At 44.9% G+C, this 26,819-nt stretch carries 23 protein-coding genes; 9 read left to right on the top strand and 14 right to left on the bottom strand.

Features of this window, described 5'->3' with window-relative positions:
- Positions 1 to 114: 114 nt before the first annotated feature.
- From ACK8P8_RS20115 to ACK8P8_RS20125, 3 genes are all read right to left on the bottom strand, one after another.
- Complete coding sequence (locus tag ACK8P8_RS20115) at positions 115 to 678, bottom strand: RNA polymerase sigma-70 factor (RefSeq protein WP_099291908.1); 564 nt, start codon at positions 676 to 678, stop codon at positions 115 to 117.
- Positions 679 to 797: 119 nt separating this feature from the next.
- The gene (locus tag ACK8P8_RS20120) at positions 798 to 1,040 is read right to left on the bottom strand and encodes a hypothetical protein (protein WP_369860864.1); all 243 of its coding nucleotides are present in this window, start codon (positions 1,038 to 1,040) and stop codon (positions 798 to 800) included.
- Between the two features lie 310 nt (positions 1,041 to 1,350).
- The gene (locus ACK8P8_RS20125) at positions 1,351 to 3,480 is read right to left on the bottom strand and encodes a Tex family protein (RefSeq protein ID WP_410026185.1); all 2,130 of its coding nucleotides are present in this window, start codon (positions 3,478 to 3,480) and stop codon (positions 1,351 to 1,353) included.
- Positions 3,481 to 3,657: 177 nt separating this feature from the next.
- Between ACK8P8_RS20125 and ACK8P8_RS20130 the strand changes: the two genes are divergently transcribed.
- The 4 genes from ACK8P8_RS20130 to ACK8P8_RS20145 all read left to right on the top strand — a co-directional run bounded on the left by ACK8P8_RS20130 (position 3,658) and on the right by ACK8P8_RS20145 (position 6,142).
- Complete coding sequence (locus ACK8P8_RS20130) at positions 3,658 to 4,305, top strand: ABC transporter ATP-binding protein (RefSeq protein ID WP_186978516.1); 648 nt, start codon at positions 3,658 to 3,660, stop codon at positions 4,303 to 4,305.
- 69 nt (positions 4,306 to 4,374) lie between these two features.
- Positions 4,375 to 4,977, top strand: a complete 603-nt coding sequence (bamJ, locus tag ACK8P8_RS20135) for a BamJ family beta-barrel-assembly machinery protein (protein ID WP_099291904.1) — start codon at positions 4,375 to 4,377, stop codon at positions 4,975 to 4,977.
- Between the two features lie 18 nt (positions 4,978 to 4,995).
- Positions 4,996 to 5,697, top strand: coding sequence for a BamJ family beta-barrel-assembly machinery protein (gene bamJ / locus ACK8P8_RS20140; RefSeq protein WP_410026175.1), 702 nt, complete (start codon positions 4,996 to 4,998; stop codon positions 5,695 to 5,697).
- A gap of 70 nt (positions 5,698 to 5,767) precedes the next feature.
- Positions 5,768 to 6,142 carry a DUF3127 domain-containing protein gene (locus tag ACK8P8_RS20145; RefSeq protein WP_099291902.1) on the top strand — a complete coding sequence of 125 codons (375 nt, stop codon included), beginning with the start codon at positions 5,768 to 5,770 and terminating at the stop codon, positions 6,140 to 6,142.
- A 37-nt stretch (positions 6,143 to 6,179) separates the two neighbouring features.
- Here the strand turns inward: ACK8P8_RS20145 and menA are convergent, their stop codons facing one another.
- The 5 genes from menA to ACK8P8_RS20170 all read right to left on the bottom strand — a co-directional run bounded on the left by menA (position 6,180) and on the right by ACK8P8_RS20170 (position 10,814).
- Positions 6,180 to 7,100, bottom strand: coding sequence for a 1,4-dihydroxy-2-naphthoate octaprenyltransferase (menA, locus tag ACK8P8_RS20150; RefSeq protein WP_366483029.1), 921 nt, complete (start codon positions 7,098 to 7,100; stop codon positions 6,180 to 6,182).
- A gap of 43 nt (positions 7,101 to 7,143) precedes the next feature.
- Positions 7,144 to 7,980 carry a CvfB family protein gene (locus ACK8P8_RS20155; RefSeq protein ID WP_099291900.1) on the bottom strand — a complete coding sequence of 279 codons (837 nt, stop codon included), beginning with the start codon at positions 7,978 to 7,980 and terminating at the stop codon, positions 7,144 to 7,146.
- 76 nt (positions 7,981 to 8,056) lie between these two features.
- Positions 8,057 to 8,779, bottom strand: coding sequence for a CPBP family glutamic-type intramembrane protease (locus tag ACK8P8_RS20160; RefSeq protein WP_410026176.1), 723 nt, complete (start codon positions 8,777 to 8,779; stop codon positions 8,057 to 8,059).
- Between the two features lie 114 nt (positions 8,780 to 8,893).
- Complete coding sequence (locus ACK8P8_RS20165; RefSeq protein ID WP_227217721.1) at positions 8,894 to 9,667, bottom strand: hypothetical protein; 774 nt, start codon at positions 9,665 to 9,667, stop codon at positions 8,894 to 8,896.
- Positions 9,668 to 9,899: 232 nt separating this feature from the next.
- Positions 9,900 to 10,814, bottom strand: coding sequence for a helix-turn-helix domain-containing protein (locus tag ACK8P8_RS20170; RefSeq protein WP_099291899.1), 915 nt, complete (start codon positions 10,812 to 10,814; stop codon positions 9,900 to 9,902).
- A gap of 388 nt (positions 10,815 to 11,202) precedes the next feature.
- Between ACK8P8_RS20170 and ACK8P8_RS20175 the strand changes: the two genes are divergently transcribed.
- Genes ACK8P8_RS20175 through ACK8P8_RS20185 form a run of 3 tightly spaced genes read left to right on the top strand, consistent with a single transcriptional unit; the run spans position 11,203 to position 16,585 of the window.
- The gene (locus ACK8P8_RS20175) at positions 11,203 to 12,234 is read left to right on the top strand and encodes an efflux RND transporter periplasmic adaptor subunit (RefSeq protein ID WP_369860861.1); all 1,032 of its coding nucleotides are present in this window, start codon (positions 11,203 to 11,205) and stop codon (positions 12,232 to 12,234) included.
- Positions 12,234 to 15,308, top strand: coding sequence for an efflux RND transporter permease subunit (locus ACK8P8_RS20180; RefSeq protein WP_369860860.1), 3,075 nt, complete (start codon positions 12,234 to 12,236; stop codon positions 15,306 to 15,308). Before ACK8P8_RS20175 ends, ACK8P8_RS20180 begins: the two co-directional genes overlap by 1 nt.
- Positions 15,305 to 16,585 carry a TolC family protein gene (locus ACK8P8_RS20185; RefSeq protein ID WP_410026177.1) on the top strand — a complete coding sequence of 427 codons (1,281 nt, stop codon included), beginning with the start codon at positions 15,305 to 15,307 and terminating at the stop codon, positions 16,583 to 16,585. The genes ACK8P8_RS20180 and ACK8P8_RS20185 overlap by 4 nt, the downstream gene beginning before the upstream one ends.
- Before the next feature lie 125 nt (positions 16,586 to 16,710).
- Here the strand turns inward: ACK8P8_RS20185 and ACK8P8_RS20190 are convergent, their stop codons facing one another.
- From ACK8P8_RS20190 to mazG, 3 genes are all read right to left on the bottom strand, one after another.
- Positions 16,711 to 19,941 (bottom strand): FAD-dependent oxidoreductase, encoded by a 3,231-nt coding sequence (locus ACK8P8_RS20190; protein WP_410026179.1) that lies wholly within the window; start codon positions 19,939 to 19,941, stop codon positions 16,711 to 16,713.
- A gap of 106 nt (positions 19,942 to 20,047) precedes the next feature.
- Positions 20,048 to 20,398 carry a hypothetical protein gene (locus ACK8P8_RS20195; protein ID WP_099291897.1) on the bottom strand — a complete coding sequence of 117 codons (351 nt, stop codon included), beginning with the start codon at positions 20,396 to 20,398 and terminating at the stop codon, positions 20,048 to 20,050.
- A 152-nt stretch (positions 20,399 to 20,550) separates the two neighbouring features.
- Positions 20,551 to 21,348, bottom strand: coding sequence for a nucleoside triphosphate pyrophosphohydrolase (gene mazG / locus ACK8P8_RS20200; protein ID WP_099291896.1), 798 nt, complete (start codon positions 21,346 to 21,348; stop codon positions 20,551 to 20,553).
- Positions 21,349 to 21,451: 103 nt separating this feature from the next.
- Between mazG and ACK8P8_RS20205 the strand changes: the two genes are divergently transcribed.
- Entirely contained in the window at positions 21,452 to 22,399 is a 948-nt protein-coding gene (locus tag ACK8P8_RS20205) for a PhoH family protein (protein ID WP_227217717.1), read from the top strand.
- 20 nt (positions 22,400 to 22,419) lie between these two features.
- Entirely contained in the window at positions 22,420 to 23,370 is a 951-nt protein-coding gene (locus ACK8P8_RS20210) for a phosphoribosylaminoimidazolesuccinocarboxamide synthase (RefSeq protein ID WP_410026180.1), read from the top strand.
- A 31-nt stretch (positions 23,371 to 23,401) separates the two neighbouring features.
- Here ACK8P8_RS20210 and ACK8P8_RS20215 read toward each other — a convergent pair whose 3' ends face one another.
- From ACK8P8_RS20215 to ftsY, 3 genes are all read right to left on the bottom strand, one after another.
- Positions 23,402 to 24,997, bottom strand: a complete 1,596-nt coding sequence (locus ACK8P8_RS20215; protein WP_410026181.1) for a S8 family serine peptidase — start codon at positions 24,995 to 24,997, stop codon at positions 23,402 to 23,404.
- A 52-nt stretch (positions 24,998 to 25,049) separates the two neighbouring features.
- Positions 25,050 to 25,523, bottom strand: a complete 474-nt coding sequence (locus tag ACK8P8_RS20220; RefSeq protein ID WP_410026183.1) for a low molecular weight protein-tyrosine-phosphatase — start codon at positions 25,521 to 25,523, stop codon at positions 25,050 to 25,052.
- A gap of 146 nt (positions 25,524 to 25,669) precedes the next feature.
- Positions 25,670 to 26,620: a signal recognition particle-docking protein FtsY gene (ftsY, locus tag ACK8P8_RS20225; protein ID WP_099291892.1), complete on the bottom strand. Its 951-nt coding sequence runs from the start codon at positions 26,618 to 26,620 to the stop codon at positions 25,670 to 25,672.
- Positions 26,621 to 26,819 lie beyond the last annotated feature (199 nt).

Here is a 26,819-nt window from a genome sequence, read left to right on the forward strand (position 1 = left end):
ATCTCTTTTTACTCCCTATACGACAAGAGTACCCAAAAGAGGTAAAAGAAAAATCACTTTTTTTACCGGAAAAACATCAACCAATTGATTTCAAGCAAGAAAAAAAAAAAAAAATTAAATCAACTTAAATAACAGAACCCAGAAAAACACATTCCCTAAACGCTCCTTCAAAAAACATACCGCATTTCTTTTATGCGCTTTCACGGTTTGAACAGACAATGACAACAACTCGGCAATCTCGTCATTCTTTTTGCCTTTTAAATGCAACTCGAACACCTCCCGACAACGTTCAGGCAACTCACTAACAGCTATATACAACTCCCGGTAAATTTCCTCCCTCATCAAGCCGAACTCACCATCTTCCCCCTCTTGTTGATTCTCCATCATGTAAACGACATACCGCTCCTCCACCGCCTTGTGTTTCAAATAATCCAAACACTTGTTATTCACTAAATCATATAAATACGCCCGAAATCCACGATAGGAATTAAACACCTTACTCCCCTCCCATATAGCGATAAAAACCTCCTGCACGATATCTTCGGCAACCTCCCTCTGTTGTACCCGACGCATCGCATACAACACCATGTAGCTGTAGAATCGTTTAAACAACTCCCGGTAAGCCGAAACTTGCTTCACATTAATTTGCCGAATAAATTCTCCGTCAACATTACACATACCAACAACTTATTCTGAATCAGTCCGTACAAAAATAATACATAATTCTATCTTTTTGAAGGGAAACTTAAAAAAAAGCATCCTCCCGATCATTACCGAGAGTATAACACCCGTGATTCTTATTTCTTTTTCTTCTCCAAATCATCCTCCAGCTCCGTTCCCAACGCTTCGGATTCCTCCTTGATTTCGTCCATGTAATTTGCCAGATTATCCCGTGCGTCGTCATCATCGTTTTCCAAAATCTCACCCAAAGCGTCAACATACGCTTCCCGTAATTTCTCATCCTCCTCCGGAGTCAAATGTTTTTTTACATCTACCTCTTCTTTCCCGGAAGAACCTTTTTTATTTTCTTTCTTTTCCATAATGCTTTATCTTTAATCTATATAGCATTGAAACGAAAGGAAAAGAAAAAAGTTCGGTACCCCAAATCTACCCCCGTACACGAGCTTTGAGTGATTTTTAGGCGGGTTTTAGGCGGCATCGCCTGATATTCGCCTACTGTTCGCCCACACTTAGCCCACGTTTTAACAGGAATTAAGTACCCCGGGTACACGTCAACAACCCTTTACCCGGGTGATTCGGCGGGTAAAAGATAATGTATTTTCACCCCACAACATAGTTTAAAGTTAGCACGGGGGATGATATTCCCTTGCTCATCCCCGTGCAGCACGGTTAATCACGCGGGCATTGCTTCATTGACAAACCTATCCGTTTCCGGGCTTTATCCACTTGCGTGATTTTCACCGTCACGTACTGATTCAACGAAAGCACATCCGCCGGGTTAGAAATATATTTATCCGCGATCTCCGAGATATGCACCAACCCGTCCTGCTTCACGCCTATATCCACGAATGCCCCGAAATTCGTCAGGTTCGTCACAATACCCGGAACCACCATTCCCAATTCCAAATCATCAATCGTGTGAATATTCTCGGCAAAGCTGAATACTTTCGCCACGGAACGAGGGTCACGCCCCGGCTTTTTCAATTCATCTATGATATCCTTCAAGGTAGGCAACCCGATCCTGTCGTCCACGTAACGGGACAAGTCTATTTTATTGCAAGCCTCCTCGTTACCGATCAACGAGGTCAACGGCAACCCTAAATCTTTCGCCATACGTTCCACCACCGCATAAGACTCCGGATGCACGGACGAGTTATCCAACGGGTTCGCCGCCCCCTCTATCCGCAAGAACCCGGCACATTGCTCGAAAGCCTTCTCACCCATTCGCTTCACCTTCTTCAACTCGTTACGACTCTTGAACGCACCGTTTTCCTTGATATAGGCTACCACGTTTTCGGCCAATGTCGGCCCCAAGCCCGAAACGTACGTCAACAGATATTTGCTTGCCGTGTTGACATTTACCCCAACACGGTTCACGCAGGACTCCACCACCCGGTCAAGACTCCCCTTCAATTTCGTCTGATCGACATCATGCTGGTATTGTCCCACCCCGATAGACTTGGGGTCGATCTTTACCAACTCGGCAAGCGGGTCCATTAACCGACGCCCGATAGACACGGCACCCCGTACCGTCACATCATATTGCGGAAATTCATCCCGGGCAATCTTCGAGGCGGAATAAATAGACGCCCCGCTCTCGCTGACCACGAAGACTTGTATCTCCCGATCATAACGCAGATTTTGTATGAAACGCTCCGTTTCCCGTCCCGCCGTTCCGTTCCCGATCGCGATAGCCTCTATCCGGTAAGAATTTACCAAATTCGCGATCTTATTGGCGGCTTGTTTCACCTCGTTCTGGGGCGGATGCGGGAATATCGTTTCGTTATGCACCAAATTACCTGTTTCATCCAGACAGACCACCTTGCACCCCGTGCGGAACCCGGGATCAATACCCAACACCCGTTTGTTGCCCAACGGCGGTGCCAAAAGCAATTGCCGCAGATTCTCGGCAAACACTTTTATAGCCTCCTCGTCCGCCTTTTGCTTACCCGACTGCAAATATTCCGTTTCTATCGACGACAGCAATAAACGCTTGTAACCGTCTTTCACTGCCATCGCCACCTGTTCGGCACTATCATTACGAGCTTTCACGAAAATCCGCTCCAACGACTCCAAGGCCTCGTCTTCCGGTATCCCGATGCTTACCTTTAACACGCCTTCCGCCTCACCCCGGCGTATAGCCAACATACGATGCGAAGGCACACGCCGCAACGGTTCGGAATAATCGAAATAATCGGCAAACTTCTCGCCCTCCTCCTCTTTGCCCTTCACCACTTTCGCTTCCACGACAGCTACCCGGTCAAAGAAACGGCGAATCGTGTTGCGGGCTCGCTCGTTCTCGCTCACCCGTTCGGCAATAATATCTCTTGCCCCTTGCAAAGCATCCTCCTCGCTCGCCACGTCGCCTTTCACGAAACGGGCTGCTTTTGTCCACACGTCCCCGTGTTCCTGACGTGTCAAAATATCCGCCAACGGCTCCAAGCCCTTCGCTTTCGCCTTCAACGCACGGGTCTGCTTTTTCGGCTTATAAGGCAAATAAATATCTTCCAATACCCGAAGTTCAGTACAATTCTCGATTTGCCCTTTCAGTTCCGGGGTTAATTTATCTTGTTGTTCGACACTTTCCAATACCGTTTTCTTCCGTTTTTCCAGTTCTTTGAACTGCTCGTACATCTCCTGCACCTGTCCGACCTGTACCTCATCCATACTTCCGGTCATCTCTTTCCGGTACCGGGATATAAAAGGAATCGTGGCTCCTTCGTCCAATAATCCTAACAAATTTCTTACAAATCTACTCTCGAAACCACTCTTCCGGGTCACGAAAGCTATCGGATCCATGTAATACTCCATACGTCATTTATTTTAGACGGCTAATATACGCACACTTTATTTTAATCACTATCTTTATCCGCGAAATTTATAATTTACGATTCGCGATTCACGATTAAAAAAGCGTTGATTGGCGGGAAGGAATCATGTAATCTGAAATCATAAATCAAAAATTAAAATGGAAAGATGATAGAGATTAAAAATATAGTCAAAAGCTACGGGGAACTAAAAGTACTGAAAGGTATCAATCTCTCGATAAAAGAAAAAGAGATTGTCACGATTGTTGGGGCAAGCGGTGCCGGTAAAAGTACATTGTTGCATATTCTAGGTACACTTGACAGCCCGGACGAGGGAGAAATCCTTTACGATTCCGTCAACGTGGCTCGCCTCGCCCCGAACAAACTATCCGTGTTCCGCAACAGTAACATCGGGTTCGTGTTCCAATTTCACCATTTATTACCGGAATTCACCGCTCTTGAAAATGTATGTATCCCGGCATGGATAAAGGGAACAGGCAAAAAGGAAGCCGAGAAACAAGCACTGGAATTACTGAAAATGCTTGGACTGGGTGACCGTACGACACACAAGCCCAATCAACTGTCCGGCGGGGAACAACAACGGGTGTCCGTGGCACGTGCCCTCGTCAACCACCCCCGCGTGATACTTGCCGACGAACCCTCGGGTAATCTCGATACCCGCACGAAAAGCGAGTTGCACCAACTCTTTTTTACCCTGCGTGAAGAACTCGGGCAAACCTTCGTCATCGTCACGCATGACACGGAACTCGCGACCATGTCGGACAGGCAAATAAAATTAAATGACGGTATGATTTGAGATTTCGCTCAATGTTCTTACATTTGCATCTTAATGAACAAAATATTTATTTATTAATTAAACCTTTCAATGAAATATACTGAAGAGTTAGACAAAGTGAGTTACTGTTTAGGACTAAGTTTCGCTAGCAACCTCCTTTCATCAGGTGTCAACACCATCAATCCGGAAGCCCTTCTCGACGCGCTGAAAACAGTTTATGCCGGTCAAATGCCGGAAATCAAACCGGAAGAAGCAAATAACATCTTGCAAGAATTCTTTACCAAGTTACAAGACGACAGAGGTAAAGCCGCTAAAGAAGCCGGAGAAAAATTCTTGAACGACAATAAAGGACAAAGTGGTGTAATCACCCTGCCTAGCGGGTTACAATACAAGGTAATCTCCGAGGGTAAAGGAGCTACCCCGAAAGCAAGCGATACCGTGAAATGTCATTACGAGGGACGCTTGATTAACGGTGCCGTGTTCGACTCTTCATATCGCCGCGGAGAGCCTGCCGAATTCCCAGTGAACGGGGTGATTCCCGGTTGGGTAGAGGCATTGCAATTGATGCCCGTGGGTTCAAAATGGCAATTATTCATTCCCTCCGATTTGGCTTATGGTGCCCATGGAGCCGGACAAGCTATCGGACCGAACGAAACGCTGATTTTTGATATAGAATTATTAGATATAGTATAATTTAATTCACGAAAAACTATGAACGCAAAAAATTTATTTTTTACTTTAGCAATAGCCACTTTAGGCTTATCCAGTTGCTGCAATTCCAATACCCAAACCAGTGTTTCCATGAAAACCGAAAAAGACACGGCTAGTTTCTACATGGGATGTTTCTACGGGAGAAACATGGTACAAAGCGGAATGGAAGATTTGGATATGAAGGCCGTTATCGCCGGAATGAACGCGATTCTTCAAAAGAAAGATGCTCCCAATGACATGGAAATTCGCATGTACTTGAATAAATACGCTCAAAAAGCGATGATGGCTAAAGCGGAAAAAACATTGAAAGAGGGACAAAAATTCTTGGAAGAAAACGCTAAAAAAAGTGGTGTAAAAACTACCGAAAGCGGTTTGCAATACAAGATCGAGAAAGAAGGTACAGGACCCATGCCTGCTGATACCAGCGTGGTGAAAGTACATTATAGAGGAACCTTACTTGACGGAACCCAATTCGATTCCTCGTATGACAGAGGCGAACCCGCTGAATTCCCCTTGAACCGAGTGATCAAAGGTTGGACGGAAGCATTGCAATTGATGCCCGTGGGATCAAAATGGACACTTTACATCCCGTCAAACTTGGCTTACGGACCTCAAGGCACCAGAAGCGGTATCGGACCGAATGAAACGTTGATTTTCGAGGTTGAACTACTTGAGATCGTAGACCCGAACGCACAAAAATAATTTATCTATTTGATATATAAACAGCTAACAAGCCCAAGGTTTCTTGGGCTTGTTCTTAATCAAAATAAAAATGAATTACGAAGTTACCGGTAAACTAATTTACAAAGAAGCCACCCAAAAGATCAGCGATCGTTTCCAGAAGAGAGAATTCGTGATAGAAGTTGAAAACGAGAAAAATCCGCAATGGAACGACTTCGTGAAAGTTCAACTAATCCAAGACAGATGCGATTTACTGGAAAACATCCAGTTGGAAGAAAATATTAAAGTGTATTTCAACTTGCGCGGAAGAAAATGGGAAAACAACGGACAAGTTTCCTATTTCACAAACCTCGAAGGTTGGAGAATAGAAAAAATACAGGAACAAGCAGCAGCAGGAGCTCCGGTTCCCGAATACCGGGTAGAGGACATCCCTCCCATGCCGGAAGCGGACGATCTGCCGTTCTAAGAAAAAAGCTAACCGAATTGGTTAGCTTTTTTCTTTATTATTTGCCAAGAATCTGTCCAAATCCCAATAACAAGGTAAGTAATAACGTGGTAATAGAAAGAAATTTCAACTGTGAATCCAACTCACGCCCCTCCCCCCTGTACACGTTTTTCAAATGAATGCCTAGCAAGGGTAAGACAATAACAAAAAGGTAAGCCGTCCACCCGGCAGGATGCAGGAAAGTGTAAATAAACAAACAGATCACAGCCGCGAGAATCAAGACGTAGTGATATATTTTAGCTCTTTTCACTCCAAGTATCACGGGTAAAGTACGTTTCCCACAAGCTGAATCATTCTCGATATCCCGGATATTATTCATATTCAACACTCCGGCAGATAGTAAACCGATAGCCGAAGCGGGAAACACGTATATCCACGGCAAGACTCCTGCCATGGCAAAATAACTTCCCATCACGCTGACCAACCCGAAAAAGATAAACACGAAAAGATCACCTAGTCCCCTGTAACCGTACGCGTTATCTCCAACGGTATATTTAATTGCCGCCACGATAGAAGCACCTCCGGCGACAAACAAACTGATACTCTTCCAATTCAGTAAATCCCGAAATGCCTCGTGAATCAATAAACTCCCGGTAATCACGGCTATTCCCCCGACAACGATCATTGCCCGAATCATCTCTCTCCCGCTTAAAGCTCCGCTTTGCGCACTTCGGATAGGTCCCAGACGATGCTCGTTATCAGTCCCCTTGCTCAAGTCCCCGACTTCATTTGCTAAATTTGACAGTATTTGCAAAGCGGTAGCAGTCAACATCACCCACGCGAAAGTACTTGTCTTAAAGTACCCGTCACTCGCCGCCAACAACGATCCTAACAGCACCCCGGACAAGGACAGCGGCAATGTTCTCAACCGAAAACTTGTAATATACGCCCGAACCTTAAACATGATTTTAGATTCCACAAAAAACACTTTTAATCGTAAATCATAAATCGTAATTCATAAATTATTTTAGTTTCAGTTCCTTCTCCCCGATCATCACTTTATGTTGCTTGAACAATCCCCCGACGGCTTTCTTGTAATTTTTCTTGCTACAACCGAAAAGTTGATAAATCTCCGCCGGATCGCTTTTATCGGACACTTGAAGTACTCCGCCATTCTCTTCCAGTTTCTTCAAGATTATCGCTGACAAACGATCGACCTGCTCGTGCCCGTCATTTTTCTGCAATATACAGTCGATCTTACCGTCTTCCCGAACTTGCTTGATATATCCCGTCACGTGTTGTCCGATAGACAAGGGTTGGAATATCTCGTTCCGGTAAATAACAGCTTCATGGCTTCCGTTCACGATCACGTTATATCCTAAATCCGTTCGGCGGGCAATGATCAACTGCACTTCCTCGCCGGGTTTATAATCTGCCGGAGTTTTATCCAGAAACCGATTCAATCGCGTCGAAGCCACGATACGATCCGTCGTCTTATCCACGTACACGTAGACCAGATACTCTCTTCCCATTTGCATTTCTTCCCGTTGTTCACGGAACGGCACCAATAAATCCTTGCGTAATCCCCAATCGAGAAAAGCACCCACACGGCTGGTTCCCACAACTTTCATCAAGGCAAAATCCCCCACGACAGCTTTAGGCTCCGTCATCGTGGCAATCACCCGATCTTCCGAATCAAAGTAAATAAATACCTTCAACTCGTCCCCCTCCTTGCACTCGGCGGGGGCTGTTTCTTTCGGTAATAAAATCTCGCCCCAGTAATCTCCACCATCCAGATACACCCCGAAATCAACCGTCTTCACGACTCGCAATATATTATATTCTCCTAACTTTATCATATTCTGTAATTTTGCTGCAAAGATAAAGAATATATCCGAAACAATATGTTCTCTATACAAAACAATCTTCACCAAATTAACTCATCAAGAGGCGAAATGAACTTACGATATTCCATAATACATGTAAAACGATAACGTAACCAAATCCCAACCGGATTCTTGTATATCCAAATATTACGGCTCCTGCAAAAATGGATAAAAAAAACAATACCGACATATTATAAACATGATATATTGTAAAAAGAACAGCTGATAGGTAAAAAATTACCATCGGATGTGTATTCCATTTATTTTCAAACATCGCAAGCTGTTTATTAAACAAACTCATGATTAAAAAAAGTACTATCGCAACGAAAAAAATAGTTCCATATAAAGAGAGAACATGTAAGACGAGATTAACTTCGCAAAGTTGATGAAATTTATAAAAATATAAAAGATAGGAGATATGGAACGAGAGTATCAGACTCAGTGAAATTTTAATTCTAGTGATATTAAACGAGCTAAGCGCATAACGATAGCTAAATTCTTCAAGAATCGGGGATAATAGAATTACATGAAATATGTTCCATGTTTTCCATTCGCTAGTAAGATAGATTAATCGGTTTATTGGGTTTGACATGATTGGCTTACTGACAATAACAGTTTGCAACATCATTACCAAAATGTTTGTACCAATTACTATCAAAAATAACCACAAAAATATAGTGAAAAATTTCTTTACCTTACTCCCGGAAACATCTTGAAAAGATTCGAAATTAGGCTTTTGCAGAAATTGTAAGATGTCTGTTATGGTATTCATATTTTTATAGCATATACGATTTATCAAATATAAAAATAGATTTTGAATTATAATAATAAAAAAAATAAAACTCACTATTTTGACACAAAGAGAAGAGTATTTATTCGTTTTTTATTACATTTCAATCAAATCTTCATCTTCTCGAGAGTAATATCGGCTATCTTTTCGATACCAGCTAAATCGAGCACTTTCGCAAAATTTTACAGTAGCAATACCGTTTCTTACGGCAACATATTGTTCTCTATTACCGGGAGAAGGATATAAACCATTAGGTAAATTAGTACGAAACTCCATACCAACAGCTAATGGGGGAACATTACAATATGGATCATCTTCAGGAGATATTATAATACCCGGACCGAAAAAAGGCATACAAACATAATCTATAACAGTCAATACTGACGCACCAATTACAACACAAAAAAAATTAACCATGGCTTCGTTAACTGATTGCCATGTACCAATAATCTCATTCCACAAATAATTTAGTTGCCCATATACCCATTGGTCATAATTACCGGAAGGAAAAGTTCTTGTTAATGGCAATTTTTCATCACCACTATTAATTTCCATATTTATTACTTTATTTTCAAACAGTTTTAGTTGTTCTCGATATTTTAATGATTGAGCAAGAACACTAAAGATGTTTTCACCAATTCCTATATCAGCACCTTTATTGATAGAGATTTTGTACACATTATTTTCATCCAAATAAACATATTCACTAAAACGCTTGGCTGCTTCAATAAAAAGTTGTAAATCTTCATTATTCAAATTATTAAAATCAATATTAATATAGCTTCCATAATGGTTATCAACTTCTTGTTTATCATCACATCTCACACTAAGCAAGTAAATTAGAACTAAACAAATAATTTTAGGTTTCATAGTTAGGCTTTTTTAAGTTAAATAACAAACAACTCTCCTCTTCATGTTTTATGTATCAAACCCAAAATTAAACAAAAAAAACACAACACACACTAATTAACAACAAATAAAATACCTTTACCTAAAAACTCCAGTTACACGATAGAATATATTTGAAAGAAGAATAGAAAATGTATATCCAACACAGTGATTAGAATCTGCAAAAGATTTATAAAAAAAACTTTCTCTACTCTTATTTCTGCATTTTATACACGGTCGGCGACACACCCGCCTGCTTTTTAAAATACTTCCCGAAAAACGATTGATCCGAAAAGTTCAAGTAATAAGCGATCTGTTGGACGCTCATATCCGAATATTTAAGCAAAGCCTTAGCCTCCAACACCACGTACTCGTCAATCCAGTCAGCAGCCGAACGACCGCTGACTTTCTTGATCAACGTCGTCAAGTACTTGGGGGTCAAGTTCAATTTGGAGGCGTAGAAACCGACGGAACGCTCGGACTTGTAATGCTGCATAAGCAAAGAGATAAACATCTTGAAATATTCCTCCCCGTGATTCAGACTCATCCGGTTGGCAGACAATTGAGCCAAGAAAAAATCTATAAAGATATTCAATATTTTATAAGCGAGCGAATGAATAAGTGCCTTCACCATATCGTGATAATAAGGCTTGGCGGATGAATGAACGATCTCCAAGGCAGCCTTATCCAGCAAATCTTTTATAAACGTACTTTCGTCTTGAGGTAGATCTATTAAAACCATTTCCTGCATGTACGGGTAGTATGGAAGAATCCGTTTCACGTCGATGTTCAGGTTTTTCAAGAACTCCTCCTCGAGAATAATAACTTGCAACTGGCAGGCTGTATATGATTTCAATTGAATGATAGCGCCGGAATGACAGAAAAACAAGGTATTCTTTTTGATCTCGCAGGAATTCAAATTACACGTCAATGATATTTCCCCCTCCGAACAAATGACCAGAATAAAGGCATTGATTTTACACGGGTATTTGAACAGCTCGATTTCCTTCCCCGGGTCGCAGGAAATAATAAAACACTCCCGATTATACACGGCTCCCACTTGACTCAAATCATTCATCGCGAACAATTTCTCCAAAGAGAAACTGCCAAAACGCTCTTGTTCCATCATTCAATTCTTTTTCTGACAAAAATAACAGATTTATTCAAAGAACCGGAACAAACCCGACAAAAATACCACGGCAAACGCATCAAAACGCTTTTTGCCCGGTTCATAAAGTTGAGCTTTTCAGCTCTTAAAGTTTATAAAGTTCATAAAGTAACGGGCGTCCTTCGGACAAGGTTTACCGGCAGCCATGCTGCCGTGGACAAAGCGCCCGCTAGGGTCCATAAACCTTATGAACTTTATAGACTTTATAAACTTTTGACTAAAAGGGCGAAAAGCGTTTTGACGCATTCGCACCGACAAAAAGACAAATAGACCAATCAAGACATAAAAACGACCTTTACAATGCGAAAGTAAAAGAAGATTTTTGTACCGGAAATTAAACGAAAAAATCATGAAACAACTCATCAGACAAACCTCACGATGCTACCTGCTTGTCATTATCATCGTTTTCACGGGCTGTTCAACACGAAAAGCCCCTACAAGTGTAACCCCTAAAAAAGTAACGACAGAAATCGTTACCCGTTCCGAAAATATCGTGCAACGCTCTTACGTGGGCGTGATAGAAGAGGAAGCCGGTGCCGCTATCAGTTTCGGGATAGCCGGAAAAATAGAAAAGATACATGTACGGGAAGGAGAACCCGTGCGCAAAGGGCAACTTCTGGCACAACTGGACGACGCTTCCGCCCGCGATCTTCTGGATGCAGCTTCTGCCACGCTGGAGCAAGCCAAAGACGCACATTCCCGTTTAAAACAAATGTACGACGGGGAGAGCCTTCCGGAAATAAAGATGGTAGAGATAAACACCAAACTGCAACAGGCTCTATCGACGTACAACATCGCCCGCAAGAACTATGACGATTGCATGATTTACGCACCTTTTGACGGGGTAGTCGGGAAAAAAAACTTATCAGCGGGAGAAACCGCAATCCCCGGACAACCTGTCTTGACGCTGGTGCAAATCAACCAAGTGAAAGCCAAATTTACCGTATCCGAAATGGAAATATCGAACTTGACTCCCGCCTGCCATTCCTATATACGGGTGGCAGCATTAAATAACCGGATATACGAGGGCGGCAACTTGGAAAAAGGAGTCGTGGCTAATCCCGTGACACGCACTTATGATGCCCGTGTCGTACTCGCGAATCCGGACAAAGAACTATTACCGGGCATGGTATGCTCCGTCACCGTGACGCCGGGTAGCGATACCCGAATAACACTCCCGTTGACAGCCGTGCAACGGGATGCCCGAGGACAACTGTTCGTGTGGAAAGTCGCAGCCGACAGCACTGCCTTCCGCGCACCGGTGACAACCGCGACAACCGCGGGCAACCGTATAGCGATCACCAAAGGGCTGACACCGGGAGAACGCGTGATTACCGAGGGATATCAAAAAATAAGTGAAGGCAATAAAATCATATTCTAATGAAAAAGAAATTTAATTTTGTTCATTGGACCATGGTGAATTACCGGATCTCCATGCTGATCGTTATCCTCATGTTTATTTTCGGAATCCTCGGGATCAACCGGATGCCTAAACAGGAATTTCCGGAATTTACCGTCCGGCAGGGCGTCGTGGTCGGGGTATACCCGGGTGCATCCGTCAATGAGGTGGAAGAACAATTGACCAAACCGCTGGAACGTTTTCTATTCACTTACAAAGAAGTAAAACGGGCTAAAACGATCTCCACGTCCCAACACGGGATGTGCTACATCATGGTAGAACTGAACGACAACGTGAATAACAAAGACGAAGTCTGGTCTAAAATCAAACACGGACTCTCCCTGTTCAAGTCGCAATTGCCCTCGGGAGTAGTGGCTGTCATTGCCAACGACGATTTCGGGGATACTTCCGCCCTGCTAATCGCTGTCGAATCAGACAAACGCTCTTACCGGGAATTACAGACCTATACCGATGAACTGGGTGACCGGCTGCGGCAAGTAGAATCCGTTTCAAATATCCGTTCATACGGTGCCATAAAAGAACAGATCACCATTTACACGGATCAGGAACGTATGGCAGTGTACGGTATCAACGAAAAGTTATTATCGGGCATCCTGTTTTCGCAAGGCTTCACGACAAGCGGCGGTTCTGTTGAAAACGAGGAAATAAATATACCTTTGCACATCTCTCCCGCCTTGTGTAGCGAAGAAGAGATAGCAAACCAGATTATCTATTCTGACCCGCGCAACAACGTGGTACGGATAAAAGATATTGCCCGTGTCACGCGGGAATACGATATGTCGGAAAGTTACATCAAAAACAACGGACATCCCTGTGTCATTCTATCCCTCGAAATGCGCGGCGGGTACGATATCGTGGAATACGGCAGAAACGTGGACAAAGTACTTGATGATTACCGGGAACACGTGCTGCCCGCCGACGTGTCCATCAGCCGTATCGCCGATCAGGCAAAAGTGGTCGGGGACTCCGTTTCCTCGTTCCTGCACGAGTTGATCATTGCCATGATTATCATTATTCTCGTGATGATGATTTTATTTCCATTCCGTTCCGCGCTCGTCGCCGCAATTACAATACCCTTTGCAACTTTTATTTCCGTGGGAATCATGTATTTGTGCGGCATACCACTCAACACGGTGACTCTCGCCGCACTTATCGTGGTGCTGGGAATGATTGTTGACGACTCCATTGTCATCATCGACGGTTATCTGGACTACCTCAATAAAGGATATTCACGCTGGTACGCCGCTATCACGAGTGCCAACCGGTATTTCCTGCCGATGCTGTTAGCCACGGCATGTATCTGTGCTATATTCTTCCCCATACTATTCACGCTGACCGGTCAGATAGGGGACTTTGTCACCTATTTCCCTTGGACAATCACGATTAATCTTATGGTTTCACTCGTGCTTGCCGTGACGACCATTCCGTTATTAAACACATGGATTATCCGAAAAAGATACATCAAAACCGACAAGAAAAGACTCACGGATCATGTACAGAGACTTTATGAACGTATTCTGGGATGGACATTCCGTCACCCGTGGTTGACTATCGGTTCGGGAATCGCCTCTGTCCTTGTTGCAATAATGATCATTCCCCTACTGCAATATCGTATGTTTCCCGTTGCCGATCGGGATCAGTTTGCCGTGGAGATCTATCTGGCTGAAGGTACTCCTTTGTCCCGCACGGAACAGGTGGCAGACTCGGTCTACGCTCTATTGAAAGAAGACGGGCGGGTTACTTCCATCACCTCTTTTATCGGTTGCTCCTCCCCGCGTTTCCAAACGTCATATGCGCCGCAGATGCCAGCAAAAAACTACGCTCAATTCATCGTGAACACGACTTCCATTGAAGATACCGAAGATATTTTGGATAAATACACGAACCGGTATGCCGATCTATTCCCCGATGCCCACGTGAAATTCAAACAACTGGATTTCCAACTGGTTCCGGAACTGGAATTCCGGTTCCAAGGGGAGAATATCGACTCTCTACATCGTGCTGCCGACCTGTTGATGTCCCGCATGCGCCTTATGCCGGAATTGGCTCGCGTCTACACGAACTACGACGTACCCCGTCCGGTAATGGAAATCACGCTCGATCCGGTTGCCGCGTCACAACTCGGGCTTACTCGTACCGCAATGGCTCTCAACTTGTCGATAGCAACCACCGGTATTCCCGTCGGTTCCGTTTGGGAAGGAGATTACGCCCTCCCGGTCATCATGAAAAATGCCCGCAAAGACAGCTTGACGACACAAAACATCAAGGATCTTTATCTCCCGGCAACGACCTCCCCAACCTCCGTTCCCGTGCGGCAAATCGCAGATGTAAAACCCGCGTGGCACGAGAGTAAAATCGTCCACCGCAACGGGATGCGCTGTCTTTCCGTGATAGCCGATTTACGCAGGGGAGAAAACACACTGGAGACCCTGTCCAAAATAAACAAGATGATTGACGGGGAATTGCAGGGGCAATTCCCGGCAGGCCTGTCCCCGGAAGTTGGCGGGGAATACGAATACGACATGGAAACACTCCCGCCCATCATGTCCGGTCTGGGGATAGCGATGGTCATTATATTCTTCTTTATTCTAACCAGCTTCAGGAAATTCGGGATTACCGCCGTTGCCATGCTCGCCATGTCGTTATGCCTGTTCGGCGCCATGATAGGACTATGGATTGCCGGGAAGACGATTAGTATCACTTCCGTGTTCGGTTTCATCACCCTGCTGGGAATGATCGTGCGAAATGTCATACTCATGTACCAGCACGCGGACGACCGCCGCGTAAATCACCGGGAAACAGCACGGGAAGCCGCTTACGACGCGGGCAAACGCCGTATGGTTCCCATTTTCTTGACAACGGCAACGACAGCCGTGGGAGTTATCCCGATGATCTTCAGCAACAGTACGTTCTGGACGCCTGTCGGTGTCACGATCTTTGCCGGGGGTATCGGTTCGCTGCTGCTGGTAATCACGATTCTCCCCGTGGTATATTGGAAACTCTATTCAAAAAACGATAAACGATTGAAATCATGAAACATATTTACCTTTTCCTGTTTTGTATGGTATTCCTGCCTTTCATCACGCGTGGGCAGGTGTACACGCTGGAAGAATGTCTGGCGGCAGCCCTAGAAAAGAACAATAGCATCAAAAACAGCTTGTTGGAAGTTGAAATGGCTCGCCAAACCCGTAAAGAGGCTTTCACCTTTTACTTCCCGCAAGTATCGGCCTCGGGTATGGTATTTCAAGGCAGCGAGAAATTATTGCAAGCCGATCTCGATCTGTTCGGTCTGGCGGAAATTCCCCTGTCTTTCATAAAAAAAGGGGCATTCGCGACAGCCACTGCCGTACAACCCGTTTTTGCCGGATTACAGATCATCAACGGCAACAAGCTGGCAAAACTGGGCGAAGAAGTCCGTGTTTTGCAACATCGCTTGACCGAAAATGACGTGAAACAAAAAACCACCGAATACTACTGGCTGATTGCCACGTTAAACAATCATCATTCCACGCTTGACGTGGTAGACAAATTGCTGGCGGAGATTTACCGTCAAGTAGAATTGGCCGTAAAAACCGGACTCACTACCCGTAATGATTTGTTACGGGTTGAACTCCGGCAACAAGAAATAGCCGGCCAACGCCTGAAAGTTGAAAACGGGCTGCGTGTCACCAAAATGGTATTGGCACAATATATCGGGGCTGATTTCACGTCATTTGATATCGCCACGAGTGAATTTACCCAACCTGAATCACCCCTTAATTATTATATCACCCCCCAAGATGCCGTACAACAAAGGATCGAATACCTGTTGGCACAGAAGAACGTGGATGCCCAAGGGTATCAAGTCCGGATGGAACGAAGCAAACATCTTCCGAAGGTAGGCGTCGGCGTGGGACACATCTATTACAACATCATGAAAAAAGACGTGAACACAGAACTCGCTTTCGCCAGCGTATCCGTCCCGATCTCTTCATGGTGGGGCGGCTCGCACGTGATAAAAAAAGCCCGCATAAAAAAAGAACAGGCAGAGAATGATCGTAAAAACGCGGAAGAATTACTCGCCGTAGAGATCGAACAATTGTGGAGCGAACTCACGGAATCCTACGCACAAATCGAACTGGCACGCAAATCCATCGCATCCTCGACCGAGAACCTGCGATTGAACAAACAACATTTCAATGCCGGAGCATCCTCGTTAAGTGACTTACTAACCGCAGAAACACTGTACACGGAAAGTTGCAACAACTACACGTCCGCCTGTGCCGACTACCAAACAAAGCTATCCAACTACTTGACACATACCAGACCATGAAATTTGCCTTCAGCAAAGTTGCAGGTTGCATTTGCCTGCGGCAAGTTGCAAGTTACTTTTCTAGCGTTTTAGACTGTATTCCAGCTCCTCCTCCGTTTATAGAGGAGGTGCTGTCACCCTCATCCTTATTTAAATGCTTTCTCCGATAATCCCGGACCATTCAGTTTCAACTTGTCAAAATATTCCGGTACCGGGCGTCCCATTAACTTATCGACATACATCTTGGCAAGATATTGCGACAGCATGAACCCATGTCCTCTCATTCCAACGAACAATCCCAATTCGGGATCAATGATATAACGGGGTTCCGTGTAATAACCGGACCACGTGGCTTGTATACTCACACCCGCCAACTTAGGCATCCAGTCCACGAAGAACTCACTGATAATCTCTATAAACTCCTTCGTGTTTAAGATCAGATTCTTGTCTGTCCGCAAGGCATCCACCCGCGGGGAAGCACATCCGATAATTTGTCCCGTGTGTACCAATTGTTGCCCGTACACGGCAGAGAATCCCTTGTACTCCTGACGGTCAATCAACATATCCAAACTATCGCCGTTCTTGCCCAACATCGGCAGACGGCGGGTAATAAACGCTTGGTGGCGCACAGGATACAATCCGGCGTGCATACCCAATCCCTCGCATATCTTCCCCGCTCCCGCACCCAAGGCGTTCACGAATACATCCGTGCGAAATTCCACGTATTTCTTATCATGCGTCAGCACCAGAATACTGTATGTCGATCCCTCTTTCATCACTTCGAGCACCTTGCAATCCTCCGCTACACGACCTCCGGCGTGGATACCCATGTTGCGAATCAAATCGACCACCTTACCCGGCGTCGCCTGCCAACAATCATTCGTGATCAAAGCCCCGAGATAACGTTTGGATTTCGTGTCAAAATAAGGAGAAATTTCTTTCTGGAAATTCTTCGGTTCGACCATATAGGCATCCGACCAAGCACGGCTGGCATCCAAAGCGTTGAAGGTAGCCTCGTCATGTGCCAGATTAATATATCGTGTTGTCTTGTAGTCAATATTGGAAAGTCCTTGCAACTCCTTAAATATCGCGTGATTATGCTCTGCAATTTCTGCCAGCTCCGGCAACGAGAATGCCGTCCGGCCTCCGCCGATGTTTCTCCACGAGGACCCCCTGTCCGCATTCACGAGCACGGGATTCAACCCCGCCTCTGCCATATAACGGAACAAAGCGCTACCCGCGATCCCCCCTCCGGCAATCAAAGCACCCACTTCAACTTTCTTGAAATCGGAACGATTGGCAACCCGGTATTCTTCCCCTCGCTTCGGCGGGTATAATTCACCAAGGTTCAATTGATTCGACAACGGGGCTCTCGGTGTGGCATCTCCCACGACTTCGATTCCTTTTGCCCGCAAAGCCGTTTTCAAACGAGGGATACAACGTTTGCCGCGGCACGGTCCCATCCCCAAACGAGTCGTGTGCTTGATCTCGTCGATAGAAATAAAGGTACGATCGCCCACGATCTGCATTACGTCGTCCAACATCACATCGTCACAATGGCAAATAAAAGTAGCACCCTTCTCGTCTTTCAGCAAAGGCTCCAATTCCAGACATTCCGGGTAATTCTCTTTCACCACGAAACCTCTTACTTTCACCAGCTCTTCACCGTGAATATCCAACGCTTTCACCCGCGCGATATTCGTCTTGTTCGGTTTATGCAACACTTTCTCGACGATACCTTCTCCCAACTTCTCCCCGTAATTGTTCACGAGATAAACCGTTTCTTTTTCTTTTACCTCGTACTCGATCGGCAGGAACAAACTGTCTTTCCGCAAGTCGTAACCGAATATGGCCAAACCCGGACACTGGTAAACACATTCCATACAACCGATACACTTATCGTAATCCACGTGCGGAACCGTTGAAGTAGAACTCTTCGTGATTGCCCCGTGCGGACACGCGAATGAACAAGGATTACAAGCAAAACCGTACAGGCAATCCATTTGCACGAAACCTCTCTTCTTCATACGCTCCGCGTCCGGCAGACGGGGAGCCTCCAGTATCCGGACCGGATGTTGTTGCGAGTCGATATATTCTTTGGACAAGACCAAATAATCATCATAACTCACCCGGGTACCCATATCCAACATGATCTCCGCGGCAGCCTGTTTCCCGCGTAACACGGCACTTGTTCCCTCGCCGATACGCACGGCATCCCCCGCCGCGTAACAACGTTCGCCAAACACGGCACGCCCTTTCGTCAACAATTGATTGTCAGGAATCAATCCCGTGCATATATTAATCACATCAATACCTTCCAGTATCTTTTCCGTACCCGGTACCGCTTTAAAATTCTCGCACTCGGCAATAACCGCACCCTTGATTCCGGTATGATCTTCATTCGGAATAGCCTTCAACAACATGTGCGAAGTCATGATCGGGATAGCCAAACGACGTACCCGGTTCGCCTGCACGGGGAATCCACCCTCTTTCGGCATCGCCTCAATGATCGCCTTCACGTGGGCACCCGCCTGCATCAACTGGTAAGAAGTCAGATACCCGATATTACCGGCTCCCACGGTCAACACGTTCTTACCCAACAACGTCAATTCATTGTTCATCATTTTCTGAACCACCGCTGCCGTGTACACACCCGGAAGGTCGTCATTCTCGAAAGCGGGCATAAACGGAACCGCACCCGTGGCAACCACCAGATAGTCGGCATCCACGAAAAAGACGGTATCCGTGTCCAGATTCTTCACGGCAATCCGCTTTCCCTCCAGCACATCCCATACCGTGGAATTCAAATATATACCCTCCATACTCTCCCCCGCCAAAGTTTTGGCTATATCGAAACCGCGCATGCCGCCAAACCGCTTCTCTTTCTCGAAAAAGAAAAACTGGTGCGTCTGCATATTAAACTGTCCCCCGATCTTGTCGTTATTATCGATCACGATGTTATCCACACCGTATTTATTGAACTCTTCCCGCACGGCTAAGCCCGCCGGACCGGCACCAACGATAACTACCGTGGTGCGAAGTATTTTCCGGGTATCCTGCCCGTGCGCGTCACAACGTTCGGGCATTTCCCCCTGTGCAAGCTCCCTCACCTCTTTCACCCCGTCCACCTTCGTCACGCAAATACGCCGCACCTTGCCGTCTACCAGCATTTCACAAGCACCGCATTTACCGATACCACAAGCTAACGAACGTCCGCGCCCGTCAATGCTATGGCTATGCACGGGATAACCCGCTTGATGCAACGCAGCCGCGATAGTATAACCACTTTCTCCCTCTATTTTTTTCCCGTTAAAAGTGAAAACCACTTTATCCCGCTTCGGTACATCCAGAATTGGATGCGAATTAATTTTCGACATAAGTATATTATTAGTTAGGTTATTAGATTCTTCTGCAATATAGAATATCGAACAAAAAAAAAAGCTGACTTTTGTCAGCTTTTCCAATTTATTGTTTTTTTAACATCTAATTCTTCTCTCGTGCGAACGTAAATTTACCCTCGATACCCTGTCCGTCCTTGCTCAGACCGACAATTGTATCATCATCCACGAGTACCCCGAACCAACTGTCCAACTCGTAATCGATCTCGTGTTCGGAATGAATAATATCAAATTCCTCGGCATCCAGCTTTACCTTATGCCCCTCCAACGACCCGATCAAAAACTCTTGAAGCATATACGCTTCATCATCATTCAATTTGTCCGTAAAAATAATCCTACCGGACAGCTCATCTCCTTCCTGTTTCAAGAATAATTCTCCCTCGGCCACACCGTAACCGTAATCCTCCTTGTATTTCCACTTACCCGTTAAATCCACCTTATTAATTTTAGATTTTAAATTTTAGATTCCAGCCACACGAAGCCGATACTCATTCAAAGATTTCATGATTTCCGATTCCAGATTAAATGCTCCCCACCGAACCATGCTTTTTTTTAATCGTAAATCGTAATTCATAAATCGTGAATTAATTAATTTCTAACCGCTTCTTGTCTTTTCGCTTCATTCCAATACACGTCCATTTCCTCCAATGTCATATCATTCAGCTTCTTTCCGGCAGCATTTGCCTGTTCTTCCACGTAAGAGAAACGACGAATAAACTTCCGGTTCGCTTTTTCCAAAGCATCTTCGGGATTAATCCCGTACAAACGTCCGGCATTAATCATCGCGAACAAGAAATCCCCGAATTCCTCCTCCATGTGTTCTTGGTCAGCCTTCGCGACCTCTACTTCCAACTCCCCGAGTTCCTCCCGTACTTTAAGCCACACGTCTTCTTTTTGATGCCAATCGAACCCCACGCCTCTCACCTTATCTTGTATTCGATAAGCCTTCACCAATGCCGGAAGTGCATCCGGTACTCCTTCCAACACCTTATGATGCCGTCCTTTTTCTTTCAATTTCAACTGTTCCCAATTGCGGGTAACATCATCCGCGTTCTCCACTTTCACCTCGCCATAGATATGAGGGTGCCGGTAACGCAACTTCTCACAAATTTCCTCCAACACCCCGGTAATGTCAAACTCTCCCCTCTCCTCCCCTATCAAAGCATAAAAAGCAATATGCATGATTAAATCCCCCAACTCCTTTTTCACCTCCTGCATATCCCCTTTCACGATCGCGTCACCTAACTCATACACTTCCTCCACGGTCAGCGTCCGCAACGACTCCAACGTCTGTTTATGATCCCAAGGACATTTCTCCCGCAAGGTATACATGATATCCAGTAACTCGGCGAAAGCCTCTTTTTGCTTGCTAAAATCCTTCTCCATGACTAACTCTACGTTAATGAAAAAATTTCAATTCTCAACTTTCAATTTTCAATAGTTTTCCCTACTTTGCACCTGCAAAAATAAGCTATTTATTTTAAGTTTCATGATAGAGAAAAGAATTAGTATTGGAAACATTGATCCTATTGACTTTTACGGCATTAACAACGCAAAATTCATCACGTTAAAAGAATTTTTCCCGAAATTGAAGATCACCGCCCGCGGAGATGAAATCATTATTCAAGGCGAAGAGAATGATATTGACGTGCTCGTTGCCAAAATTAATGCCCTTCTGGAACATTATAATAAATACAATATGCTCACGATAGCAAACCTCAAAAGGATCATCCTCGAGGACGATATCGTGGAAGATCCCGAAGACCCGGCGTCGATTATCGTCTTCGGGAATAACGGGAAAACCATACGGGCCAGAACCCCCAACCAACGTAAATTAGTCGATCTGGCGAAAATGAATGATTTACTTTTCGCCACGGGACCCGCCGGATCGGGAAAAACCTACACGGCAATAGCCCTAGCGGTCAAAGCCCTGCGAAACAAAGAGGTAAAACGCATCATACTCAGCCGCCCTGCCGTGGAAGCGGGGGAAAGTCTGGGATTCTTACCGGGTGACATGAAAGAGAAAGTAGACCCGTACCTGCAACCCTTGTACGATGCCCTTTCCGACATGATTCCTCCCAAGAAACTAACGGAATATCTGGAAACGGAAATTATCCAAATCGCCCCGTTGGCATACATGAGAGGACGCACCTTGAACGATGCGTTCGTCATCCTCGACGAGGCACAGAACACGACCAAAAATCAATTGAAAATGTTCCTTACCCGCATGGGTATTAACGCGAAGTTTGTTATCACCGGCGACATGAGCCAGATAGACTTACCCAAACGCGGTGATTCGGGACTCATACATGCGTTTAAATTACTGCAAGGCATCAGAGGGATCGCCTTCGTTGAGTTTGATAATAATGATATCGTGCGCCATCGGCTGGTAAAGGATATTGTCAACGCGTATAATAACGAAGAAAAAACTAAATAACGGATCTTAAAGCAAATAACATGGAAGCGATTGTAAAAACAAATTTCAAATTTCCGAAACAGAAAGATGAATACGTCGGTAAAGTACGCGACGTGTATAACATCAACGACGAATACCTCGTTATGCTGGTATCCGACAGAATTTCCGCTTTCGACGTGGTACTCCCGAAAGGAATACCTTACAAGGGACAAATCTTAAATCAAATTGCTGCAAAATTTCTGGACGCAACGGCTGACATCGTGCCGAACTGGAAAATTGCAACCCCCGATCCGATGGTAACCGTCGGTCACAAATGTGAACCTTTCAAGGTGGAAATGGTTATCCGCGGTTATTTGGCAGGAAGTGCATGGAGAGAATACAAAGCAGGAAACAGAACGCTTTGCGGGCTGCCTTTACCCGAGGGTATGGTAGAGAACCAGAAGTTTCCCACCCCGCTTGTCACTCCTACCACGAAAGCTATGGAAGGACACGACGAGAATATTTCAAAAGAAGAAATCATCGCTTCCGGCTTAGTTAGTAAAGAAGACTACGAGGCCATCGAAAAATACACGATTGCCCTTTTCCAAAGAGGTACGGAAATTGCCGCGAAAATGGGATTGATACTGGTTGATACCAAATACGAATTCGGTAAAAAAGACGGAAAGATTTACTTGATCGACGAAATACATACGCCCGACTCTTCCCGTTATTTCTATGCTGACGGCTACGAGGAACGCCTTGCCAAAGGTGAAAAACAACGCCAGTTATCCAAAGAATTTGTACGCGAATGGTTAATGGATAACAGTTTCCAAGGGAAAGCAGGACAGCAAGTACCCGAAATGACACCTGAGGTTGTAAACAACATTACCGAACGTTACATAGAATTGTACGAGCATATCACCGGAACAAAATTCGAGAAGGCAGAGAACAACAACGTTCTTGCGCGTATCGAAAAGAACGTGAACGACTGCTTGGCAACACTGCTAAAATAATAAATAAAGCCCGCCGAAAGGCGGGTTTTATTTATTTTATCTCTTCTGCCAATTTCATTGCCTTGTACCCGTTCAACATCCCTCCGCTAATACTCATATCGCTGAATTTTATCGACTGTTTGCCGAACTTGCAAACTTGATCACTAGGCGTCACCGTTTTCATTAGCACCTCTTTCACCTGTGCCGCGGTCAGACGAGGGTAATACATCCGGATAAGAGCCGCCACTCCCGCGCATACCGGGGATGCCATACTTGTTCCCGACTCTTGACTATATTTTCCATAAGGAACTTGACTATATATACTATGTCCGGGTGCGAACAAATCAACAGTCTTTTTCCCGTAATTGGAAAAACTCACGAACTTATTATTTGCATCCTCTGCCCTTAAGTTAGAGCCATGCGCACCGACACATATATAACAAGCCTGTGTTTCCGGCTTTGAGGGACGCAAGGGGTAAACATTCACTTGATCCGTATTCCTGCCATTATTCCCGGCAGCACGAACAATCAAAACATCATGGGCGGCGGCATAATCCATAGCCTCTTCTATCCACTTCTGTGTTTTACCGAGAGCCGTGTATTTCCCGAAACTCATGTTTATCACCTTAGCCCCGTTATCCACGGCATACCGTATAGCTAAAGCAATATCCTTATCCTCCTCGTCGCCTCCCGGCGGTACGACTTGCAACAACATAATCCGTACCCCTTGGGCAATACCGTACACTCCCGATTCGGGTTCCGTTACCCCACCGATAGTAGAAGCGACATGAGTACCATGCTTACTGCTCAAAGCGAGAGGAAAATAAGGATTACCGTACTTCCGGTCATTAATATTATACGGATCGTCCCCGATCTCTTTACGAATATCAAAAGCTATCGTGAATAACTCCTCGGCATTCTTTATGTTATGCAAGAGTTGTTTCTCTTTAGAAAGAATCTTTTCTACCGTATCCGGTTCTGTCCGAGGTAACTTTCCGGCTCTAAACAATTCAAACCTTTCTTCCTCCGTCAACACCGGCTCCGCCGCCTTTTTAGCCAAATGCTCCTTATAAGCCTGTTTAAACCAAGCTTGTTTCTTTATCTGTTTAATCTCCTTCAACTCCTCTTGAGCCTCGATACTCTTTCGTTCGTACTCGACCTCTCTGATTCCGTAGGTTTTATGCAACGTCACGAATAAATCCCTCTCTTCCGGGGACATCTTTTTCATATTCCCTCTATAAGTCTTCAGCAACCAGCTATATGTCCGCAATTCTTCGGGCACACCGCGTGATAAGGATTTTCCATCCCGCGTACCCATAAAATTCCAACCGTGGATATCATCCGCGTACCCGTTACGATCGTCGTCTTTCCCGTTTCCGGGAATCTCCCCGGAATTACGCCATAACACGGGAGCCAACATTTGGGCTGTCGTGTCAAAACCCGAATCTATCACCGCGACAATCAAAGGTACAGGCTTCTTACCCGATAACAACTCTTTGTAAATACGGTGTACCCCCGTACCGAACATACTGTCTTGCTCTACATCCCGCAAAAACCAATCTAAAGGATATTTCTCCCGCTGTGCCATACTTATTTCCGGCAGTACGAAGAGAAGTAAGAACACCAACATTTTCATTTTCTTCATCATTCCGTTTTAAAAAATTATCTTGATATTCCCCAATACCTCTTTTATCTCCTTTTCAATCTTTCAACTGTTCCAATAATCCCTCCACGGCATCTTCCAATAAATCCAACACCAATTCAAACCCCGCAGCCCCACCATAATAAGGATCCGGTACACTATCCCGGTAAGAGAAACGCCGACAGAAATCCGTCATTTTATAAATCTTTCCTCTCTCTTCTTCCGTAGTTGTCATACGTCGCAAATCCCGCACGTTCTGGTCATCCATTCCGATAATCATATCAAAATTCTCAAAATCCGCATCAGGATAAAACTTTCGGGATAAACTGGTCAACTCGTATCCCCGCCGGATAGCATGTGCCTGCATCCGTTCATCTGCCGGATCACCCGAATGATAACCGCTAATCCCGGCCGAATCAATATAAAATTGCTCCTCTAGTCCCCGTTTCGCCACGTAATGCTTCATGATCGCCTCCGCACTGGGAGAGCGACATATATTTCCCAAGCAAATAAATAATATTTTTTTCTTCATAGTAAAATAGTCCGTAAAGTCTATAAGGTCCGTAAAGTCACAAGTGTCCTTCGGACAATATTTATCGGTAACATAAGCTGCCGTAAACAAAGCGCCCGCAGTGTCCATTGACTTATGGACGTTATAACTTTATGAACCTTACAGACTCAATTAAATAGAGAATCCACGAATTCTTCCCGGTTGAACACCTGCAAATCGTCTATCTTTTCTCCAATACCTATATATTTCACCGGAATCTTGAATTGATCCGAAATACCTATCACCACTCCACCTTTTGCAGTACCGTCCAATTTGGTAATCGCTAAAGCGTTCACCTCCGTTGCCAGAGTAAACTGCTTCGCCTGCTCGTAGGCATTTTGTCCGGTAGAACCATCAAGAACAAGTAATATTTCATGAGGTGCATCAGGAATAACCTTCTGCATCACTTTCTTGATCTTGGTCAATTCGTTCATCAAATTAATTTTATTATGGAGTCTTCCGGCCGTATCAATCAACACGACATCAGCATTCTCTGCCTTGGCCTTACTTAACGTATCAAATGCCACAGATGCAGGGTCTGCACCCATTCCCTGTTTCACGATAGGCACTCCTACTCGTTCCGCCCAAATCACCAGTTGATCGACCGCCGCGGCTCTAAAAGTATCTGCAGCTCCCAACACAACCGATTTTCCGGCTTCTTTAAACTTATGAGCCAACTTTCCTATTGTCGTCGTTTTCCCGACGCCATTCACACCAACTACCATGATCACGTATGGTCCGTGTCCCTCGGGTAAACTCAAAGAATCATAATCTGTCGAATTATTTTCTTTCAATAAATCGACTATTTCTTCTTTCAACACCCGATTCAACTCATCCGTGCCGATATACTTGTCGCGCTGTACTCTTTTTTCTATTCTCTCTATTACACGAAGAGTAGTATCCACCCCCACGTCAGAGGAAATTAACACCTCTTCCAAATTATCCAGTACTTCGTCATCAACCTTTGATTTTCCGACAATTACCCTGGATAGCTTCTTGAATACACTTTCTTTCGTTTTCTCTAACCCTTTATCAAGGCTCTCTTTCTTGTTCTTATTAAATAAACCGAATAATGCCATTTTCACATAAATTGATTCAGAGCACTAAGGTAGAAAAATAAATTGAGAATGTAGAATTTACAATTGAAAATTGAAAAAATCGAAAATGGAATACCATTTACATCATAAAAAAAGAGCGACTCTTTTCAGAATCGCCCTTCTCTAAATCTGGCATCGACCTACTCTCCCACCTCTCGGCAGTACCATCGGCGCTAACGGG

Source organism: Butyricimonas muris (genome assembly GCF_046365375.1).
Classification (GTDB): Bacteria; Bacteroidota; Bacteroidia; order Bacteroidales; family Marinifilaceae; genus Butyricimonas; species Butyricimonas muris.

Bases quoted from the DNA above. Each gene is read 5' to 3' on its own strand.
- ACK8P8_RS20175 (WP_369860861.1), top strand. From the start codon at position 11,203: ATGAAACAACTCATCAGACAAACCTCACGATGCTACCTGCTTGTCATT.
- bamJ (WP_099291904.1), top strand. From the start codon at position 4,375: ATGAAATATACTGAAGAGTTAGACAAAGTGAGTTACTGTTTAGGACTA.
- ACK8P8_RS20170 (WP_099291899.1), bottom strand. From the start codon at position 10,814: ATGATGGAACAAGAGCGTTTTGGCAGTTTCTCTTTGGAGAAATTGTTC.
- ACK8P8_RS20215 (WP_410026181.1), bottom strand. From the start codon at position 24,997: ATGATGAAGAAAATGAAAATGTTGGTGTTCTTACTTCTCTTCGTACTG.
- ACK8P8_RS20190 (WP_410026179.1), bottom strand. From the start codon at position 19,941: ATGTCGAAAATTAATTCGCATCCAATTCTGGATGTACCGAAGCGGGAT.
- ACK8P8_RS20205 (WP_227217717.1), top strand. From the start codon at position 21,452: ATGATAGAGAAAAGAATTAGTATTGGAAACATTGATCCTATTGACTTT.
- ACK8P8_RS20185 (WP_410026177.1), top strand. From the start codon at position 15,305: ATGAAACATATTTACCTTTTCCTGTTTTGTATGGTATTCCTGCCTTTC.
- ACK8P8_RS20115 (WP_099291908.1), bottom strand. From the start codon at position 678: ATGTGTAATGTTGACGGAGAATTTATTCGGCAAATTAATGTGAAGCAA.
- ACK8P8_RS20145 (WP_099291902.1), top strand. From the start codon at position 5,768: ATGAATTACGAAGTTACCGGTAAACTAATTTACAAAGAAGCCACCCAA.
- ACK8P8_RS20155 (WP_099291900.1), bottom strand. From the start codon at position 7,980: ATGATAAAGTTAGGAGAATATAATATATTGCGAGTCGTGAAGACGGTT.
- ACK8P8_RS20180 (WP_369860860.1), top strand. From the start codon at position 12,234: ATGAAAAAGAAATTTAATTTTGTTCATTGGACCATGGTGAATTACCGG.
- ACK8P8_RS20120 (WP_369860864.1), bottom strand. From the start codon at position 1,040: ATGGAAAAGAAAGAAAATAAAAAAGGTTCTTCCGGGAAAGAAGAGGTA.
- ACK8P8_RS20210 (WP_410026180.1), top strand. From the start codon at position 22,420: ATGGAAGCGATTGTAAAAACAAATTTCAAATTTCCGAAACAGAAAGAT.
- mazG (WP_099291896.1), bottom strand. From the start codon at position 21,348: ATGGAGAAGGATTTTAGCAAGCAAAAAGAGGCTTTCGCCGAGTTACTG.
- ACK8P8_RS20220 (WP_410026183.1), bottom strand. From the start codon at position 25,523: ATGAAGAAAAAAATATTATTTATTTGCTTGGGAAATATATGTCGCTCT.
- bamJ (WP_410026175.1), top strand. From the start codon at position 4,996: ATGAACGCAAAAAATTTATTTTTTACTTTAGCAATAGCCACTTTAGGC.
- ACK8P8_RS20165 (WP_227217721.1), bottom strand. From the start codon at position 9,667: ATGAAACCTAAAATTATTTGTTTAGTTCTAATTTACTTGCTTAGTGTG.
- ftsY (WP_099291892.1), bottom strand. From the start codon at position 26,620: ATGGCATTATTCGGTTTATTTAATAAGAACAAGAAAGAGAGCCTTGAT.
- ACK8P8_RS20130 (WP_186978516.1), top strand. From the start codon at position 3,658: ATGATAGAGATTAAAAATATAGTCAAAAGCTACGGGGAACTAAAAGTA.
- ACK8P8_RS20160 (WP_410026176.1), bottom strand. From the start codon at position 8,779: ATGAATACCATAACAGACATCTTACAATTTCTGCAAAAGCCTAATTTC.
- ACK8P8_RS20125 (WP_410026185.1), bottom strand. From the start codon at position 3,480: ATGGATCCGATAGCTTTCGTGACCCGGAAGAGTGGTTTCGAGAGTAGA.